Source organism: Streptomyces sp. NPDC085932, from assembly GCF_044540525.1.
In the GTDB taxonomy this organism is placed as follows: Bacteria; Actinomycetota; Actinomycetes; order Streptomycetales; family Streptomycetaceae; genus Streptomyces; species Streptomyces levis.
The window spans coordinates 1,509,088-1,525,472 of sequence record NZ_JBITSJ010000001.1 but is presented as its reverse complement, the minus strand read 5'-3'; the positions used below and the strand labels follow the sequence as shown (position 1 = coordinate 1,525,472).

16 protein-coding genes are annotated in these 16,385 nt (G+C 74.0%); 10 read left to right on the top strand and 6 right to left on the bottom strand.

Annotated features, from left to right (window positions below; translation table 11 throughout):
• The first annotated feature begins 25 nt into the window (after positions 1-25).
• Together ACIGAQ_RS06415 and ACIGAQ_RS06410 are read left to right on the top strand one after the other, a co-directional pair.
• Positions 26-1,939, top strand: coding sequence for a phosphatase PAP2 family protein (locus ACIGAQ_RS06415; protein ID WP_399779549.1), 1,914 nt, complete (start codon positions 26-28; stop codon positions 1,937-1,939).
• A gap of 21 nt (positions 1,940-1,960) precedes the next feature.
• Positions 1,961-3,628 carry a phospholipid carrier-dependent glycosyltransferase gene (locus tag ACIGAQ_RS06410; RefSeq protein ID WP_399779547.1) on the top strand — a complete coding sequence of 556 codons (1,668 nt, stop codon included), beginning with the start codon at positions 1,961-1,963 and terminating at the stop codon, positions 3,626-3,628.
• Positions 3,629-3,682: 54 nt separating this feature from the next.
• Here the strand turns inward: ACIGAQ_RS06410 and ACIGAQ_RS06405 are convergent, their stop codons facing one another.
• Positions 3,683-4,084 carry a DUF3662 domain-containing protein gene (locus tag ACIGAQ_RS06405; RefSeq protein WP_311686372.1) on the bottom strand — a complete coding sequence of 134 codons (402 nt, stop codon included), beginning with the start codon at positions 4,082-4,084 and terminating at the stop codon, positions 3,683-3,685.
• A gap of 53 nt (positions 4,085-4,137) precedes the next feature.
• Positions 4,138-4,299, bottom strand: coding sequence for a hypothetical protein (locus tag ACIGAQ_RS06400; RefSeq protein ID WP_311686374.1), 162 nt, complete (start codon positions 4,297-4,299; stop codon positions 4,138-4,140).
• 158 nt (positions 4,300-4,457) lie between these two features.
• Here ACIGAQ_RS06400 and ACIGAQ_RS06395 point away from each other — a divergent pair, with 158 nt between their 5' ends.
• The 4 genes from ACIGAQ_RS06395 (at position 4,458) to ACIGAQ_RS06380 (ending at position 9,167) form a co-directional block, all read left to right on the top strand.
• Positions 4,458-5,375, top strand: coding sequence for a MurR/RpiR family transcriptional regulator (locus ACIGAQ_RS06395; protein WP_311686376.1), 918 nt, complete (start codon positions 4,458-4,460; stop codon positions 5,373-5,375).
• 256 nt (positions 5,376-5,631) lie between these two features.
• Positions 5,632-6,012 (top strand): hypothetical protein, encoded by a 381-nt coding sequence (locus ACIGAQ_RS06390; protein ID WP_399779544.1) that lies wholly within the window; start codon positions 5,632-5,634, stop codon positions 6,010-6,012.
• A 43-nt stretch (positions 6,013-6,055) separates the two neighbouring features.
• Entirely contained in the window at positions 6,056-6,622 is a 567-nt protein-coding gene (locus ACIGAQ_RS06385; protein ID WP_399779542.1) for an antibiotic biosynthesis monooxygenase, read from the top strand.
• A gap of 79 nt (positions 6,623-6,701) precedes the next feature.
• Positions 6,702-9,167 carry a SpoIIE family protein phosphatase gene (locus ACIGAQ_RS06380; RefSeq protein WP_399779540.1) on the top strand — a complete coding sequence of 822 codons (2,466 nt, stop codon included), beginning with the start codon at positions 6,702-6,704 and terminating at the stop codon, positions 9,165-9,167.
• Positions 9,168-9,439: 272 nt separating this feature from the next.
• Here ACIGAQ_RS06380 and ACIGAQ_RS06375 read toward each other — a convergent pair whose 3' ends face one another.
• Together ACIGAQ_RS06375 and ACIGAQ_RS06370 are read right to left on the bottom strand one after the other, a co-directional pair.
• The gene (locus tag ACIGAQ_RS06375) at positions 9,440-9,937 is read right to left on the bottom strand and encodes a flavin reductase family protein (protein ID WP_311686385.1); all 498 of its coding nucleotides are present in this window, start codon (positions 9,935-9,937) and stop codon (positions 9,440-9,442) included.
• Between the two features lie 65 nt (positions 9,938-10,002).
• On the bottom strand, positions 10,003-10,725 hold the full coding sequence (locus ACIGAQ_RS06370) for a peptidoglycan-binding protein (protein WP_399779538.1): 723 nt from the start codon (positions 10,723-10,725) through the stop codon (positions 10,003-10,005).
• 223 nt (positions 10,726-10,948) lie between these two features.
• Here ACIGAQ_RS06370 and ACIGAQ_RS06365 point away from each other — a divergent pair, with 223 nt between their 5' ends.
• On the top strand, positions 10,949-11,617 hold the full coding sequence (locus tag ACIGAQ_RS06365; RefSeq protein WP_311684859.1) for a TetR family transcriptional regulator: 669 nt from the start codon (positions 10,949-10,951) through the stop codon (positions 11,615-11,617).
• Between the two features lie 151 nt (positions 11,618-11,768).
• Positions 11,769-12,182 (top strand): zinc ribbon domain-containing protein, encoded by a 414-nt coding sequence (locus tag ACIGAQ_RS06360; protein ID WP_311684838.1) that lies wholly within the window; start codon positions 11,769-11,771, stop codon positions 12,180-12,182.
• Positions 12,183-12,234: 52 nt separating this feature from the next.
• On the opposite strand, the gene ACIGAQ_RS06355 is transcribed toward ACIGAQ_RS06360, so the two are convergent.
• Together ACIGAQ_RS06355 and ACIGAQ_RS06350 are read right to left on the bottom strand one after the other, a co-directional pair.
• Positions 12,235-12,621, bottom strand: a complete 387-nt coding sequence (locus ACIGAQ_RS06355) for a PPOX class F420-dependent oxidoreductase (protein WP_311684836.1) — start codon at positions 12,619-12,621, stop codon at positions 12,235-12,237.
• Between the two features lie 29 nt (positions 12,622-12,650).
• Positions 12,651-13,829: a MalY/PatB family protein gene (locus ACIGAQ_RS06350; RefSeq protein ID WP_399779536.1), complete on the bottom strand. Its 1,179-nt coding sequence runs from the start codon at positions 13,827-13,829 to the stop codon at positions 12,651-12,653.
• Positions 13,830-13,853: 24 nt separating this feature from the next.
• Here ACIGAQ_RS06350 and ACIGAQ_RS06345 point away from each other — a divergent pair, with 24 nt between their 5' ends.
• A complete protein-coding gene (locus tag ACIGAQ_RS06345) occupies positions 13,854-14,852 on the top strand; it encodes a hypothetical protein (RefSeq protein WP_399779534.1) in 999 nt (332 codons plus the stop codon).
• 112 nt (positions 14,853-14,964) lie between these two features.
• Positions 14,965-16,320: a S1 family peptidase gene (locus ACIGAQ_RS06340; protein WP_399779532.1), complete on the top strand. Its 1,356-nt coding sequence runs from the start codon at positions 14,965-14,967 to the stop codon at positions 16,318-16,320.
• Positions 16,321-16,385: the final 65 nt, after the last annotated feature.

Below are 16,385 nucleotides of genomic sequence, written 5' to 3'. Positions count from 1 at the left end.
CCGCAGCACTCGAGAGAGGCGCACCATGCCGTCATCAGCCGGGCACCACACCGCCACCGCCGTCGACAGGCGCGGATTCCTGAGGACCTCCCTGGGCGCCTCGGCCGGCCTCGTCGCCGCACCGGCGTTCGTCACGTGGCCGGGGGCCGCGGACGCGAAGGCGGCCACGGGTCCCGCCGCGTTCGTCGACGACTACCGGTCGAACGTCGTGGCCAACCAGACCCCCGAGACCAACGCGGTCGTCCGGATCCTGGGCGGGATGGCCGAGGTGTGGAAGACCGGCGACGCCTGGGACACCGGCCGGGTCCTGGACCACGAGGTGCTGCGTGCCAACATGCGCTACTGCGCCCGCGTCACCCGGGCCCGCACCGAGGAGCAGGCCAAGGAGGCCTTCGTCCACGACCGCCGGCACCAGAGCTACGCCCTGATCGACGGTCTCGGCCCGCTCGCGGGGCTGTACAAGGAGGGCGCCAAGGCCGTCACGTCGATCACCGGCGCCCCGGACGGCACACCCCCCGGGAGGATCAGCGACACCCTGCCCGCCGACGCCCCGGCCGGATCGGCGCTCGGCGCCGGCTCCCACGACTCGGAACTCGGCCGCGTGGCCGAACTGGTCGACACCGTGCGCGGCCCGTTCGCCTCGGGCAACCCGGCCAAGTTCGCCTTCCAGTACCCGCGCCCCTGGCGCATGAACGAGGACAGCGAGGTCGTCGACACCGGCAGGAAGGACCCGCTCGGCTACCCGGTGTACGACTCGGAGGTGGTCGTCGCCCCGCAACTGCTGCGCCAGCGCTCGGAGAACGCGCAGGAGGACGGCGGCTTCCCCAGCGGCCACACCAACGCCTTCCACCTGGCCGCTCTCGCCTTCGCGTACGCGGTGCCGGAACGCTTCCAGGAGCTCGTGACGCGCGCGTTCGAGCTGAGCCACACCCGGATCACGGCGGGCATGCACTCCACGGTCGACGTCATCGGCGGCCGGATCATGGCCACGGCCCTGGGCGCCGCTGCCCTGTGCGATCCGGCGAACGCGGAGCTGAAGGCGGCGGCCCGCGCCCAGGCCCTCGCGTACTTCACCCGGCGGACCGGCACGACGGCGGACACGCTCCACGCCTACGCCCACTCCGACGCCGCCGACGCGTACGCCGACCGCGAGGCCAACGCCCGTGCGGTCGGGCCCCGGTTGACGTACGTGCTGCCGCGCCGCGGCCGCAAGGACCCGCTGACCGTGCCCAAGGGCGCGGAGGTGCTGCTGGAGACGCGGCTGCCGTACCTGAGCGCGGAGCAGCGGCGCGAGGTGCTGCGCACGACCGGGCTGCCCTCCGGGTACGTCCTGCTGGACGGCTTCGAGCAGTGGGGCCGTCTCGATCTGTTCGCCGCGGCGGACGGCTACGGCGCCTTCGACCGGGACGTGACCGTCACGCTGGACGCGGCGGCCGGCGGCTTCCACGCGGCCGACAGCTGGCGCAACGACATCGTGGGCGACGGCGGCCTGACCAAGCGCGGCACGGGTACGCTCACCCTGACCGGTCACAACCGCTACCGCGGCGGGACGGTCGTCGAGGCCGGCACCCTGGTCGCCGCCTCCCCGGACGCCCTGGGCCGCGGGGACGTCCGGGTCACGGGCGGCACGCTGCGCGCGGACCGGACCCTGCGGGTGCGCGGCTCGTACGTGCAGCAGGGCGGGTCGCGGCTGGAGCTGACGCTGCGGCGGGACCACGGCCCGGCCCTCACGGTGAGCCGGCGGGTCCTGCTCGAGGGCGGGGTGCTGGCGCTGCGGCTCGGCGCCGGGCGGCCACCGCTCGCGGGCACGACCGTTCCGGTGCTGTCCGCCCCGGGGCTGCGCGGCCGGTTCGACCGGATCGAGCTGGACTCGGCGACGCTGCGGGCCGTGCCCGTCCACACGGCTGACGGAGTGTCGGTGCGACTCGTGCGGCGGTGACGCGGTGCGCGGCGGGGGCTGATGCACAGTGGGTCCATGAGGGACCTGCTCGCCCCCGCCGCCGTCCGGCCGGTGCCGGCCGCGCCCCGGCCGGGCGCCGCGCGGTGGTCCGGGCGACGGTGGCCGGTGCGGCTCCTCGTGGCGGTGCTGCTGGCGCAGATGGCCGGTGCGATGCTCACGACCGCGGTCCGGCAGACCCCCACGATCGACGAACCGGTGTACGTCGGCGCCGCCGCCGAGTACGTCCACGAGCACCGGCTGCGGCACAATCCCGAGCACCCACCGCTCGGCAAGCTGCTGATCGGCGCCGGGGTGGCCCTCGCGGAGCCCCACGTGGACCGGGACTTCGCCGGGGACCAGGGCCGGCTGGGCCGGCATCTGCTCTACGAGTCGGGCAACGACCCCTGGCACCTGATGGTGTGGGCCCGCCTGCCGGTGATCGCGCTGACGCTGCTGTTCGGGCTCGTCGTCTTCTCCTTCGCCCGGGACCTGGCGGGCCGGGCCGCGGGATCGGCCGCGCTCGCGCTGTACTGCTTCTCCCCCGACGTCATCGCCCACGGCTCGCTCGCCACGCTCGACGTGCCGGCCGCCGGGTTCGTGCTGACGTCGGCGTGGCTGGCCTGGCGGGCCCGTCGGCGGCCCCGGTGGTACGTGCCGCTCGCGGGCGTGGCGCTGGGCGCGGCGCTGGCCACCAGGATGAGCACGCTGCCCGCCGTACCGGTGGTGATGGCTCTGGCCGCGCTGTCGGTGGTGGCGGGAGGCCGCCGTGCGGTGCGTGCCATGGCCGGCGCCGGTGTGGTGGCCCTGGCGGCGATCGCCGTCGTGTGGGCCGTGTATCTGGCCGTCGATCCGCGGCTGCGCTGGGCACCGGAGCAGCAGGTGCCCGTGGTGCACGGGCTGCGCGGACTGCTGGTCCGGCTCCTTCCGTTCCCCGAGGCCTACCGGGACGGTGTGCGCCTGCAGTTCGGGCTGGAGAACCGGCCCTGGCAGGGCTTTCTGTTCGGCCGTGTGTACGACGGTTCGCTCTGGTACTACCTGCCGGCCGCGCTGCTGGTGAAGACGCCGCTCGGGGCGATCGCCCTGTGGGCCGGGGGTGTCGTGGCCGTGGTCGCGTCCCGGCGGCTGCGGCCCGCCGCCCCCTATGTGCTGGCCGCTCCGGCCGTGCTGTTCGCCGCGGCCGTGCCGGGGGCGCGGGACCTCGGGGTCCGGTACGTCGTCTTCGTGCCGCTGTTCCTCGCCGTGGCGGCGGGGTGCGTCACGGCGGTGCGGAGGCGGTGGGTGGTGGCGGGGGCCGCGGTCCTCGTGGCGTTCGCCGCGGTGAGTTCGGTGCGGGCGTACCCCTTCTATCTGCCGTACTCCAACGAGGCGTTCGGGGGGCCGGGCAGGACGCGGGAGTGGCTGCACGACTCGAACGTCGACTGGGGGCAGGACCTGGGGCGGCTCGCGGACCGGCTGCGGGAGCGGTACGCGGGTGAGCGGGTGTGGCTCGTGTACAAGGGCAGTGGGGTACCGGAGTTCTACGGCATCGAGAGCACCGACCCGCGCCGGGCGCCCCTGGCCGCCGTGCGCGGACTGGTGGTGGTGTCGGACTCCGCCGCCGCCAAGGCGACGGGGCGGCTGGCCGAGTTGCTCGGCGGCAGCCGCCCCGTCGACCGGGTCGGGCACTCGATCACGATCTATCGCCGTTGAGCGTCCCCCGGCCCCGCGTCCGACGCGGCAAGGGGGCGTTCGAAGGCGTGCGTCTCAATGGGCCGCGCGGAAGAACCCGTCGGCGCTCACGTGGGGCATCACCCTGCTGGCCACCCGGTAACGGCCGTTGGGGACCTCGGGGCACCTCGCCACGTGGACCGCCAGGGGGCCCGCCCACTCGTAGCCGCGGCGTTCCGCGTGGCGGGACAGGCTGTCGGTGAGCGCCTGCCCCACGTCGGTGCCGGAGCGGACCAGGTGCTCGTGGACGTCGTCGGGCAGTTCGACGTCGTAGGCGTTCGGGACCATGACCCGGCCCTCACTGCACACCACCGCGTTGTCGTCGCACTCGCGTCGCAGGGCGTCGACGACCTCGACCGGTTCCTTGTCGAGGACCCGCGCCCACAGCGCCTCCCATCGGTTCTCCAGAGTCTCTTCCAGCGCACTCAGCGCGCCCATGCGGTCTCACCTGCCGGATACGTCGTCGGTCGGGTCGCGATGGCCGGCGTGGGCTACCGCTCGTCGTAGTCGTCGGGACGCACCTCGGCCTCCTCCAGGGCCTCGCGCATCGTGCGGCCGGTCGCGCCCGGCGGCCGGGAGCCGTGGTCGTCGTGCTGCTGCACGACCTCGTCCGTGGTGTCCGTCTTGGGCCGGTTCTCCTCGGGGGTGGTCATGGCGGTGACTCCTCTCACGATCTGCTGTGGGCGGCGGGTTCCCGCCCGGCCTCCGGGTATCCCTGCCCGGGCCGCTCATGTGCCCTCCGTGAGAAGCCCTGGTCACCACGGTGCGTGAGCTATGTTGAACGTCTCTGGGAGACGAAGGAGGCGCACCGGTGCCATCGCCGCAGCAGGCACGCGCACAGGCATCCGCGATCACCTCGGGGAAGGCCGCCCCGGAAGCGGAGGTCTCCCCGTCGGCCCGGCTCAGGGCGCTCTTCGACCGGCCGCGCCTGTCCCCGGGGCAGCGGCGCATCGCCCAGTACCTGATCGAGCACATCACCGAGGCGGCGTTCCTGTCGATCACGGACCTCGCGGACCGGGTGGGGGTGAGCCAGCCGTCGGTGACGCGGTTCGCCTCGGCGGTCGGCTTCAGTGGCTACCCGGCGTTGCGGGAGAAGCTCCAGTCGATCGCGCTCGGCACCCTCGCCGGCGGTCCCGCGGAGGAGAACCGGGGCAACGAACTGCAGGCGGCGGTCGACGCCGAGATCGAGAACCTGGAGAACCTGCGCCGCGACTTCGCCGACCCCGACCTGGTCATCGACATCGGCCGCAAGCTGTCGTCGTCGGCTCCCCTGACGGTCCTCGGTCTGCGCATCTCGGTCTCCCTCGCCGAGTACTTCGCCTACGCCGCGCGCCGGGTCCACCCGGACGTCCGGGTCGTGACGCGCGGCGGCAGCGTCGCCTACGACGCCCTGCTGCAGTCACGTGAGGCGGGAGGCACCTGGGTGCTGGCGTTCTCCATGCCGCGGCACGCGCAGGAGACCCTGACGGCCCTCCGGGTCGCGCGGGGCGCCGGGCTCAAGGTCGCCCTCATCACCGATCTGGCCCTCGGGCCGCTCGCCGACGAGGCCGACGTCGTCTTCGCCACCGGCACCGGCTCACGCCTGGTGTTCGACTCCTACGCCGCCCCGGGCGTGATGTGCTCGGCGCTGCTGCAGGCCATGACGGACGCGGACCCGGAGCGGACGCAGGCCCGGCTGGAGGAGTACGAGCAGGTCGCCGACCAGCACCAGTTCTTCCTGCGCGACTGAGCGGCGCGCCCGGCACAGAAGGGCACCAGCCGCAACAAAGCGCGCATGAATGTTTTCATGCTTCTTGCAAACCGGTTGGCATATATAAATACTGCTCACGGATCGCGACCCGGCTGCTCCGGATCCGTTCCGCACCCGTGGAGCCGGGTCCTACCCGCTCCGGCGTCCCGGGTGTCCGTGGCGGCCCCGGTCATCCCCTAGGCCGGGGCCGCCCCGACCCGTCGTCCACCCACACGACGCCGCACACCCGGAAGCGATGATCATGCCCCTGACGTCCACGCGCATCAGCCCGGACTGGCCCTGCCAGGTCAAGACCCCCGGAAGCTACGACTGGGAGCGCTCGGCGGCCAAGTGGCTGCGCGAGCTGGTCCCCGCGCGCTACGCCGGCTACCCCGTGTTCGTCCGCCACCCGGTGCTCCTCGCCCGGCACGCCCACATCCAGGTCCAGAACGAGATCCGGATCGCCCGCACCGCGCTGCAGACCGCCCGCGCCGACCTGCCCGGGCTCGGCCTGCACGAAGGCGTCATCGAGCACACCATCAAGCTGTACGCGGCCGAGGTCATGCAGTTGCAGCACATCGCGCGCAGCGTCCGGGCCGTGACCCAGGCCCTGGTGGAGGCCGGCCGCCACTCGTGACGGCTCAGGCATGACTCGCGCCGCGCGTGGCACGCGTAGCTGAATGAGCACCACCGACGTCCGGCGCGGCGAGCCGGTGACAACGGTCCTGACCTGGCGGGTGCGCCCCGGCCGTGAGCGGGAGTTCGAGGAGTGGACGCGCGGCATCAGCCGCTGTGCCCGGCAGTTCCCCGGCAACGAGGGCATCTCCTGGCTGACGGTGGAGGACGGCCACCGCTACCACGCGGTCCTGCGCTGGTCCGACCGGCACCGGCTCGCCGCCTGGCTGGAGTCGCCGGAGCGTGCGGACTGGCACCGGCGGATCGAGGACATCGCCACGGAGGTCGGCAGCGAACGCCAGTCGACGTCCGGCATGGAGACCTGGTTCAGCCTGCCCGGCACCACCGTGCAGGCCCCGCCCCGCTGGAAGATGGTGCTGACCACCTTCCTCGGCGCCTACCCGTTCACGCTGCTCGTCCAGTGGCTGGTGACGCCGCACACCACCGGCTGGCCGCTGCCGCTGCGGGCCGCCGTCTTCCCCCTGGTGCTGCTGCCGGTGCTGACCTACCTGGTGATGCCGCGGCTCAGCCGGCTGCTGCGGCAGTGGCTGTACCCGCGCGACGGCCACTGACGCCGGGTGGCGTGTGACCGGCGGGGCGCGTGATGCGTGAGCAGTCCCTGCTCACGAGGCGCTCTTCAGATCGGGCCGGATGTGCGATGCTCAACGCGTGAGCGAGCCCGTGACACCGGCTGGACCCGGTGGCGCACCGGATCTGGTCGAACTGGCCAGGATCGTCGCCCGGCAGCGCGCCGAGATGGACCGGCTGCGCGATCAGGCGGCGACTTCGGCTGTCGTGGAACGGGCCAAGGGCGCGGTGATGGCCCTGACCGGCTGCTCCGCCGACGCGGCGGGCGAACGGCTGCTCCAGCGGGCCAAGGCGGGCCGTCACACGCTGCTGGAGGAGTGCTGGATCACGCTCGGCAACCTCGCCCCCACGACGCCCGGCCCGGGCAGGACGGCCGGAAGCGCCGCGACGGACACTCCGGAGACCGAGCAGCCCGCCCTGGACGAGGTGTCCACGCCGGACGACGTCGCCGCCGCCCTGGCCCGCCTCGGGCAGGCCCTCGTCCGGGTGACGACGCCGCAGGACCTGGCCCGCTGCCTGCTGGAGCACCTCGCCCCGGACATGGGGGCGGACGCGATCCTGATCTACGCCCACCGGCCCGACGGCGGCCTCGAACTCATCGGGCACGCGGGCATCGACGACGAGCTGGCCGCCCAGTGGTGCCGGGTGCCGCCGCTGAGCGGGATCGCCGCGCTGGACGCGCTGCGGGCGCGGGAGCCGCGCTGGCTGGAGGACCTCGCCTCGGACGTGCGCCGGTACCTGCTGATCGGCGACCCTCCCGAGCGGTGGCGTTCGCGGGCCTGGCTGCCGGTCATGGCCGCGGGCTCCGGCGGGGTCTGCATCGGCGTCCTGCGCGGCCGGGCCGGTGTCTTCACCCCCCGCGACCGCGCTCACCTGCGGGGGCTCACCGGCCTGTGCGCCGGACGGCTGCGGGCCTTCGACACCCCCGCCGAGCGGCGGCCCGACGCCGACACGGACGCCGTGCAGGCGCTGTTCGAGGCACTGCCGGTCGCGGCCATGCTGCTCACCCCGCTGCCCGGCGCGTCGGGCGAGACCGAGGACTTCCGGGTGGAGGCAGCGACCACTCAGGTGGGAGACCTGCTGGGCCGCCCCGGCGCGAAGCCGGCCGGGCGGCGGCTGCTGGAGTTCCGGTCGGCCCTGGCGGCCCAGCCCCTGTGGCGCGGCTGTCTGCACGTCCTGGCCACCGGGGAGCAGTACGAGGGCCGGCCCTTCGCGCACGAGGAGGTCGTGGCGGGCGTCCCCGAGCTGTTCACGTACACCGTGCGGGTGGCACCGCTGGGCGACACCCTGGTGGTCTCCTGGATCCGGCACGGCTCCTCCGACCGGCAGGAACAGCGGCTCGCGGATCTGCAGCGGCTGGGCAACCTCGGCTGGGCGAGCTGGAACCTGAGCGGCCGGGACGCCTCCTGGTCGACCCAGGTGTTCGCCCTCCTCGGCCGGGACCCGGCGCGCGGCCCGGTCGGCCTGACCGAGATGCCCGAGCTCGCCCTGCCCGAGGACACGCCCGCGCTGACCCGTGCCGTCGGTGAACTGGTCGCGGAGGGCCGGGCGTTCGACGTGCCGTTCCGGATCAGGACCGGCGGTGGCATCCGGCATCTGCGGCTCGCCGCCGAGGCGGTGAGCGACATGCACGGCCGGCCCGTCGAGGTGCACGGCTTCGTGCAGGACATGACCGCCCGGCGGCGTGCGGAACTCGCCCTGGTGGAGAGCGAGCGGGCGATCCTGACCCAGCACGACGTGCTCCAGGCCGAGCGGACCCTGGCGTCCCGGCTCCAGCACGCGTTGCTGCCGCTGGCCAACCGGCCGGTGCACCTGGCGGGGCTGCGCGTGGAAGTCGCTTATCTGCCCGCCCAGTCGGGGGTGCACGTCGGCGGGGACTGGTTCAGCGCCATCGAACTGCCCGAGGGGGACGCGCTGCTGGTGGTCGGCGACGTCGCCGGACATGGCGTCGACGCCGTCGCGACGATGGCTCAACTCCGCTTCACCGCCAAGGGCATGGTCATCACGGGCTCGTCGCTGACCGGCGCGCTGGCCCGGCTGAACACGCTGCTGCTGCACTCGCGTGACACGCACGCCACGGCGACGATGGTGCTGGCCCGCTACAACCCCCGCCATCGCCGCCTGGTCTGGGCCCAGGCCGGGCATCCGCCGCCGCTGCTGCTGCGCAACGGCGAGGCGCGGTATCTGCACCGCCCGCGCGGCATGCTGATCGGGGCCACCGCCACTCCGGTCTTCGAGGAGGCGGAGTGCCGTCTCGAGCCGGGCGACCGGCTCATCCTGTTCACCGACGGCCTGGTCGAACACCCGCCGGAGAGCATCGACCGCGGCATGGAACGCCTGGCCGACGCCGTCACCACGGCCCGGACCGAGGGGCCGGTGTCGCTCGGACCGCTGCTGGCCCGGATGCTGCCGGACGAGCGACGGGACGACGTGTGCGTCGTCGACGTCCGGGTTCCGGTGGATCCAGTGGTCCCGGCGGACCCGGTCGTTCCGATGGGTCCGGTGGACCCGGTGGGCCCGGAGCGGTAGGACTCCTCTCCGGTTGAGCCGGGTCCGCGCGGGCTCCGCTCAGGAGTCGCCGCGGTGCCTCCAGTACCACCACAGGCCCACGATCAGCGCCAGCAGGAAGACGGTGGGCAGCACCAGGCCGGGGATGCGGGAGCCGTTCATGGGCGTGGCCTTCGGTTCGCGGCGGTTCGGGCGGCTCGCCCGCCGCCCCCGGCCAGGATGGGGTCACGCGGGCCCGCCGCCGCGCCGTTTTCCCCGGACGTTGCCCGGCGTTCGACCCGCGGGCGCCGGGGTCAGTCGACCGGGTGACCGGGATCGATCGTGAGGGCGTCCGAGAGGCGCAGCAAGGGCTCCTCCCCCTCCTCGGAGGGCTTGCGTCCGCCCCATTCGACCGGGTCCAGCACGAAGCCGATGTGGTCGCCGCCGCCGACGCGCGTCACGATCCGCCCGACGAACCAGGCCGGGACGTCCTCCAGGACGAGCGCGCCGCCGTAGGCCTCGCGCAGCCGCACGCCCTGGAACTTGTCCGTCTCGTCGCCGGTGCGGCCGCCGAACAGCTCGGCGAGGCCGAGCTGTTCGCGGGTGAGCAGGTGCACGGCGAGGACGTCGGCGTCACGGGCCACCCGGAAGGTGTGGTTGAGCTCCGACAGCCACACCACGAACCGCACGGGCTTCATCGAGCACTGCGAGGCGAACCCGACCAGACAGCCCGCCCGTTCACCGCCCGCGACGGCCGTGACGACGTACATGTCGGGATTCAGCCGGTCGATGAACGCGTCCATGCCCGCAATGGTCGCATCATCGCCGCGCCGCGCGGCCGACGTGTCCCGGGGTGTCGTCCGGCGCGGCCCCCCGATCAGCCGGTGACCGGTGCCGTGCGGGACTCCAGCGCCGCGCGGGTGTCGTTGCCGTAGACGCCGGTCTCGTCGCCGCGGATGCCGTACCAGAGCTGGAATCGGGCGACCGCCGCCGTCAGGGTGGGGTCGTAGCGACCGCTGGTGGAGCCGTCCCGGTAGACGTCCGGGATGCGCAGGAGCCGTGTCTGGAGTTCGGTCACCTCGGGGCCGGTCGCCCCCTCGCGGAGCGTGCCGGGGCCGTCGGGGTCGGCGGCGGGCGGGGTGGGGGTGGGCGCGGGCGCGGGGGCGGCGGCGGACCGGGTGGGCCGGGGGGCGGGGGCTGCCTCGTCCGCGGTGCCGCCGCCCTCCACGAGCAGCAGCGCGCCGCCGAAGCCGAGCACCGCCGCGGCGGCGACGGCCACCGCGACGGCGGCGCGGCGCGGCCCGGCGCCTCGAGGCGCGGCACGGCCACCGCCGTGGGCCGGTGCGAGCGGCGGGAGCTCCTGGGTCAGGGCTTCCGAAGGGGCCGGCGGACGCGAGGGGGCTCGCGGACCGGCCGGTGAGCGGGGCAGGGTGACGGACTCGTAGTCGCCGGCCGCGGGACCGCCCGTCGCGCGGCGGGTCTCCTCGTGGTACTCCCGCATCAGTTCCGCGAGCGCGTCGGTGCGCCGCGGCCGCAGCACGCGGATGGGTTCGAGGGGCGGTTCGCCGTGCGGCGGCCGGGGCCCGGACGGTGTCGACACGCTGCTCTCCTTCGGTCCGGGCTCGGGGGTGCCCGGCGTCGGGGATCGTCCTGCCGCTGTATACGCGGCGGCGGCACCGGAAGCTCAAACGGCCGACCGGCCCGGCCCGGAAAGCACTCAGTACCTCCCCACAGCTGCACTGAGTGCCATATCGGGCCTCGCGGGTGCTACGTTCCGGGGCATGAGCTCCGAGAAAGCCGATCCGGGGAACGGAAAGCCGAGCATGCGGGACGCCCTGGTGGCGGCGGCCTTCGGGCTGTTCCTGGAGCGGGGGTACGAGCAGACCACCGTCGACGACATCGTGGCGCTCGCCGGGGTCGGACGGCGTTCCTTCTTCCGCTACTTCCCCTCCAAGGAGGACGTGGTCTTCCCGGACCACGAGCGGTGCCTGGCCGACATGACGGCCTTCCTGGCGGCGAGCGCGGACGACGACGAACCCGTACGGCGGGTCTGCGACGCGGCCCGGCTCGTGCTGCGGATGTACGCCGAGAACCCGACGTTCTCCGTGCAGCGCTACCGCCTCACCAAGGAGGTTCCCGCGCTGCGCGCCTACGAGCTGTCGGTGGTGTGGCGCTACGAGCGGGCCCTCGCGGAGTATCTGCGCCGGCGGTTCGCGGCCCGGCGGGACGGCACCCTGCGGGCCGACGTGATCGCGGCGGCGGTGGTCGCCGCGCACAACAACGCGCTGCGCTCGTGGCTGCGTTCCGACGGGCGGGGCGAGGCGAACGCGGCGATGGACCACGCGCTGGCGTACGTGCAGTCCGCCTTCGGCGGCACGCCGGTGCCTCCGGTCACGGAGCAGCCCGACGACGTGGTGGTCGTCGTCTCGCGGCGTGGCGCGCCGCTGTGGCGTGTGGTGCAGGAGATCGAGTCGGCGATGGGGCGGCCCTGAGGGGCCCACATTGATGGTACGGAGTGCCTTTACGAGTGGCACTGAGTGCCATACTCTGTGCTGCGTGCACGGTGGCACGGCGAACCGCGCACGCGTGTGCGCGGGTGACCGCGCCCGCGCAATTCCGGCCGAGTGCAGGGAGTTGACCAGCGTGTACCACCACTCAGGAAGCGTCACTCAGCAGGCCGCCGGCTCCGCGACGGGTCTGCTCGACACCAGGAGCGCGGACGCCGACGCCATCCTCTTCCAACGCTGCACCTGGTGCGGCACCGCCATGTACCACCGGCTGCTGTGTCCGGTCTGCCGGGGCTCCGACCTGCGTACGGAGCGCAGCGCCGGCACGGGCACGGTGCGCCACTCCACCGTGGTGCACCGCAACACGCCCGCCGCGCGCAATGTGTCCCTGATCGAGATGTCCGAGGGGTTCGTCGTGCGTGGCCGGGTCATGGGCCCGCCCATCGGGATCCACAGCGGGGACCGCGTCCGGCTGTCCACGGCCAAGGACCCGGTACGCGGCGAGCCGGTCTTCCAGCTCCTGGACGAGCCGTACCGGGCCTGGAGCTGACGCCCCCTCACACCCGACCGGCTCGGGAACAGGTGGTCCGCGACGGCGCGCCTCAGGGTGCGAGCACGATCCGCAGGCCGACCGTGCCGTCAGCCCCCCGGCGCAGCCGGCTGCCGAGCAGCGTGAGCCGGCCCGTCAGACCGTACTTGCGGGCGATGAGCTTCCGGTAGCGCGCGGTGGTGTCCGGGTCGCAGATCTCCGCCGTGGCCGGCACCTGCGCACCGGTCGGGTTGCCGCGCAGGTCGCAGGGGCCGACCAGGACGTCGGCGCGGTTGCGGATCCGCTTGACCTTCCAGGAGTCGGCCACCGTCCAGACGCCGAGCGCGTCGCCGTCGCGCACCACCCAGACGGGGGTGGCGACCGGCGTGCCGTTCTTGCGGAAACTGGTGACCAGCAGGTACTTGCCCGCGCCCAGTTCATCCAACGCCCTGTCGTCCATGGCGGGCAGTCTACGGGCGCGCAGCGGTCTCAGACCTGCGCGGCCGCCATTCTGTGCACCGCCTCGGTGATCACCTCGCGTGAGGCCGCCAGGTTGAGCCGGGCGTGCCCGGCCCCGCCGGTGCCGAAGGGCGGACCGGAGGTGAGGGCGACGCGGCCGCGGCGCAGGAAGACGTCCGCGGGGTCGTCGCCGAGCCCGAGCCCGCGGCAGTCGAGCCAGGCCAGGAAAGTGGCGTCGCCCGGTCGGTAGCGGACGGCGGGCAGGTGCTCGGCCAACAGCTGCGCGAGCAGCCGCCGGTTGGCGTCGAGGCCGGTCAGCAGCGCGTCCAGCCAGGGGCCACCGTCGCGCAGGGCGGCCGTGTGGGCGATGATGCCGACGTGGCTGGCGCCGTGCCCGACCTCCGCCGGCATCCGGGCGAGGTCAACGGCGGCCCCCGGCCCGGCGATCGCGACGGCGGCCTTGAACCCGGCCAGGTTCCAGGCCTTGGAGGCCGACATCAGCGACAGGCCGCGCTCGGCGCCCGGCACGCTCAGGTAGGGCACGAAGCCCGTGCCGCCGAGCACGAGCGGGGCGTGGATCTCGTCGGCGACGACCCGCACGCCGTACCGCTCGGCGAGTGCGGCGACGGCGGACAGCTCCTCGGACGTGTGCACGGTGCCGGTCGGATTGTGCGGGCTGCACAGCAGGTGGGCGGCACGCCCGCCGTCCGCGACGGCCCGCCGGAACGTCTCCTCCAGAACGTCGAGGTCGAGGCGCCCGTCCGCCCCGAGCGGAGCCTCCACCACGCGCCGGTCCAGGTGCGTGAGGAAGTCGTAGAAGGGCGGGTACACCGGCGGGTTCACGACCACCGCGTCCCCGTACCCGGTGACCAGCTTGACCATCTCGACCACGCCCAGCATGACGTCGGGCACGATCGCGGTGCGCTCCACGGCGATCCCGTCCCAGTTCCACCGCTCGGCGGCGAAGCCGGCCAGGGCCTGCGCGTAGGCGGTACCGGCGGGATAACCGGTGTCGCCGATCTCCAGCGCGCCGGTGACCGCACGCGCGACGGGTTCGGCGAGCGGCACGTCCATCTCGGCCACCCACAGCGGCAGCACGTCCTCGGGGTGGGCGCGCCACTTCGCACTCGTGCGGCGCCGGAGCTGTTCCAGGGTGAGGGCCTGCAGGGGATTCCGTTCACCGGACGTCTCGTGCGGGATCCTGGTCATGGGCACACGATAGGGGGCTGCGCGGTGAGCGGGAATCGTGAGGACGGGGAGCAGGACGGGGCGCCGGGCGCCTTCCTGGAGATCGCCTGCGACGAGTCCGGATCGGACGGCGAGAACCTCACGGGCGGGAACACGGACGTGTTCGCGCACGGCAGCGTGTCGCTGTCCGTCGCGGCGGCCGCGGCGGCCGTACGGGAGATCAGGGACCGGATCCGCTCCCCCGCCGAGGAGTACAAGGCGAACCACCTGCTGCGGGAGAAGCACCGGGCGGTGCTGGAGTGGCTGCTCGCGCCGGAGGGACCGATCCACGGGCGGGCGCGGGTGCACCTCATGGAGAAGTCGTACTTCGTGGTGGAGCGGGCCGTCGGCGTGCTGCTCGACGGCGCGGCCGGGGCCCCGGCCCTGTTCCGCGCGGGACGCCCCACCTTCGGGGACGAGGGCTGGCGAGCCTTCCTGGAGGCGGCCAACCGGCTGCTGCGGGTGCGCGACCACGGCGACCCCGTGGACGCCTTCTACGGCACCGTCGACGCCCTGCGCCACGCGCACCCGGGCACGGAGGCGGCCCGGTTCCTCGACCGGCTCGCCACGACGCGAGGCCGCGCGGAGGCCTACCGGGCGGAGTTCCTGGACGGACCGCCGCTGATCCCGATGCTCAATCCGCTGCTCCCGGCGATCGTGCGGACGGCCGCGCTGTGGAGCGGGGAGGGGCGGCCGGTCCGGCTGGTGCACGACCGGCAGAACATGCTCACCCCGGACCGCATCGCCTGGATCGAGGAGGCGGCCCGGCAGACCGGGGTGGCCCTGGCCGGGCTGCGCCTGGTCGTCGCGCGGGACGACGCCCGGGTGCAGGTGGCGGACTTCCTGGCCGGCATTGCCCGCAAGATCGCCTCCGACGAGCTGAACGGACGCGGGGACCCGGTGCTCACCGCCCTGCTGCGGCCGTACGTCGACCCCGGCTCGGTGTGGGGTGACGCGCGCAGCCGGGCCCTGCTGGCCGCCCCGGTGGCCGGCAGGGCGAATTGATCACGCACGGGGTGAACACCGCACGGCTCGGTCCCGTATGGGTTGAAGGGTGCTCAACTGACGGAGGGCCCCGCGGTGTTCGCACCGCGCTGTTCTGGTTCGGGAGCCATGCATGAGGCACGCACGACGACGGGTCGTCCGGCGAGTGGCACGGCTGGCGGCCGTCGGCGGTCTCCTCCTCGGAGGAACGATGGTCACACGCGCCGTGGCGAGCGAGCCTCCCGACCCGTCCATCGGCGTCCCCTACGCGGCGAAGCCGGCCACCGGCACGGGCACCGACCTGGTGTCCCGCCTCGGCGCCTCCCGCACGGCCGGCAGCTGGGTGGACGCGGCCGGGCGTCCGGTCGTCGCGGTCACGGACGAGAAGGCCGCCGCGGAGGTCGAACGGGCCGGCGCCCGGGCGAAGATGGTCGCCCACAGCATGAAGGACCTCAAGTCGGCCGCGGCGACGCTGCGTTCGGCCCCCCGGGTCGCCGGCACCGCCTGGGCCCTGGACTACAAGGGCAACCAGGTCGTGGTGCGGGGCGACAGCACCGTCTCGGCCTCCGACTGGTCCCGGCTCACCGATGTCGCGGAGAGCATCGGCGGCTTCGTCCGGATGGAGCGCACCGCGGGCACGTTCACGACACGGCTCAACGGAGCGGAGCCGATCCTGTCGACCGCGGGGCGCTGCTCGGCGGGGTTCAACGTCACCGACGGCAGGAGCGACTACATCCTCACGGCCGGGCACTGCGGGCCCGACGGCTCCGTCTGGTTCGCCGACGACCGGGGCCGCGAGCAGGTCGGCACCTCGCTGCGGGGAAGTTTCCCGGGCGACGACTACTCCCTCGTGAAGTACGACGGCGGGCGCGCGGGGCAGGGCGCGGACGTGGTGTCGGTCGGCGGCGGCAAGGGGGTGCGGATCACGGGCCTGGCCGATCCCGAGGTCGGGCAGAGGATCTTCCGCAGCGGCAGCACCAGCGGACTGCGCGAGGGCGAGGTGACCGCCCTCAACGCGACGGTCAACTACCCGGAGGGGACGGTCACCGGGCTCATCGAGACCAATGTGTGCGCCGAACCCGGGGACAGCGGCGGCCCGATGTTCGCCGACGGGATCGCGCTCGGCGTGACGTCGGGCGGCAGCGGGGACTGCGTGGCGGGCGGTACGACGTTCTTCCAGCCGGTGACGAAGGCGCTGACCGAGCTGGGGGTCAAGCTGATCGTGGCCAGGCAGGCCGGTGGGGGCACGGGTGCGGCGCCCGCGCCGTCGGCGTCGCAGGGCGCCGCCGCGGCCTCACCCGGGTCGTCGGCGCCGGTGTCGGGCGCGGACGTGTCGTCGCTGCTGAGCCGGCTCACCGACCCGCGCAACGTGGGCCCGGGCCTGCTGGTCATCGCCGGCAGCCTGGTGGCCCTGGTGGCGACGCGGTGGATCCGCGCGGAGCAGGACCGCAAGGCGTACCGGCAGTACTACTCGGCGACTTGGGGATGAGGCCGGCCCGGGACCGCCGCCCGTCGTCCCAGGAAGGTGACGGCGGTGTGGTGCGTCCGACGGGA

Bases quoted from the DNA above. Each gene is read 5' to 3' on its own strand.
- ACIGAQ_RS06355 (WP_311684836.1), bottom strand. From the start codon at position 12,621: ATGGACGACAGGGCGTTGGATGAACTGGGCGCGGGCAAGTACCTGCTG.
- ACIGAQ_RS06405 (WP_311686372.1), bottom strand. From the start codon at position 4,084: ATGGGCGCGCTGAGTGCGCTGGAAGAGACTCTGGAGAACCGATGGGAG.
- ACIGAQ_RS06385 (WP_399779542.1), top strand. From the start codon at position 6,056: ATGAGCACCACCGACGTCCGGCGCGGCGAGCCGGTGACAACGGTCCTG.
- ACIGAQ_RS06350 (WP_399779536.1), bottom strand. From the start codon at position 13,829: ATGACCAGGATCCCGCACGAGACGTCCGGTGAACGGAATCCCCTGCAG.
- ACIGAQ_RS06410 (WP_399779547.1), top strand. From the start codon at position 1,961: ATGCACAGTGGGTCCATGAGGGACCTGCTCGCCCCCGCCGCCGTCCGG.
- ACIGAQ_RS06400 (WP_311686374.1), bottom strand. From the start codon at position 4,299: ATGACCACCCCCGAGGAGAACCGGCCCAAGACGGACACCACGGACGAG.
- ACIGAQ_RS06365 (WP_311684859.1), top strand. From the start codon at position 10,949: ATGCGGGACGCCCTGGTGGCGGCGGCCTTCGGGCTGTTCCTGGAGCGG.
- ACIGAQ_RS06380 (WP_399779540.1), top strand. From the start codon at position 6,702: ATGTGCGATGCTCAACGCGTGAGCGAGCCCGTGACACCGGCTGGACCC.
- ACIGAQ_RS06390 (WP_399779544.1), top strand. From the start codon at position 5,632: ATGATCATGCCCCTGACGTCCACGCGCATCAGCCCGGACTGGCCCTGC.
- ACIGAQ_RS06415 (WP_399779549.1), top strand. From the start codon at position 26: ATGCCGTCATCAGCCGGGCACCACACCGCCACCGCCGTCGACAGGCGC.
- ACIGAQ_RS06340 (WP_399779532.1), top strand. From the start codon at position 14,965: ATGAGGCACGCACGACGACGGGTCGTCCGGCGAGTGGCACGGCTGGCG.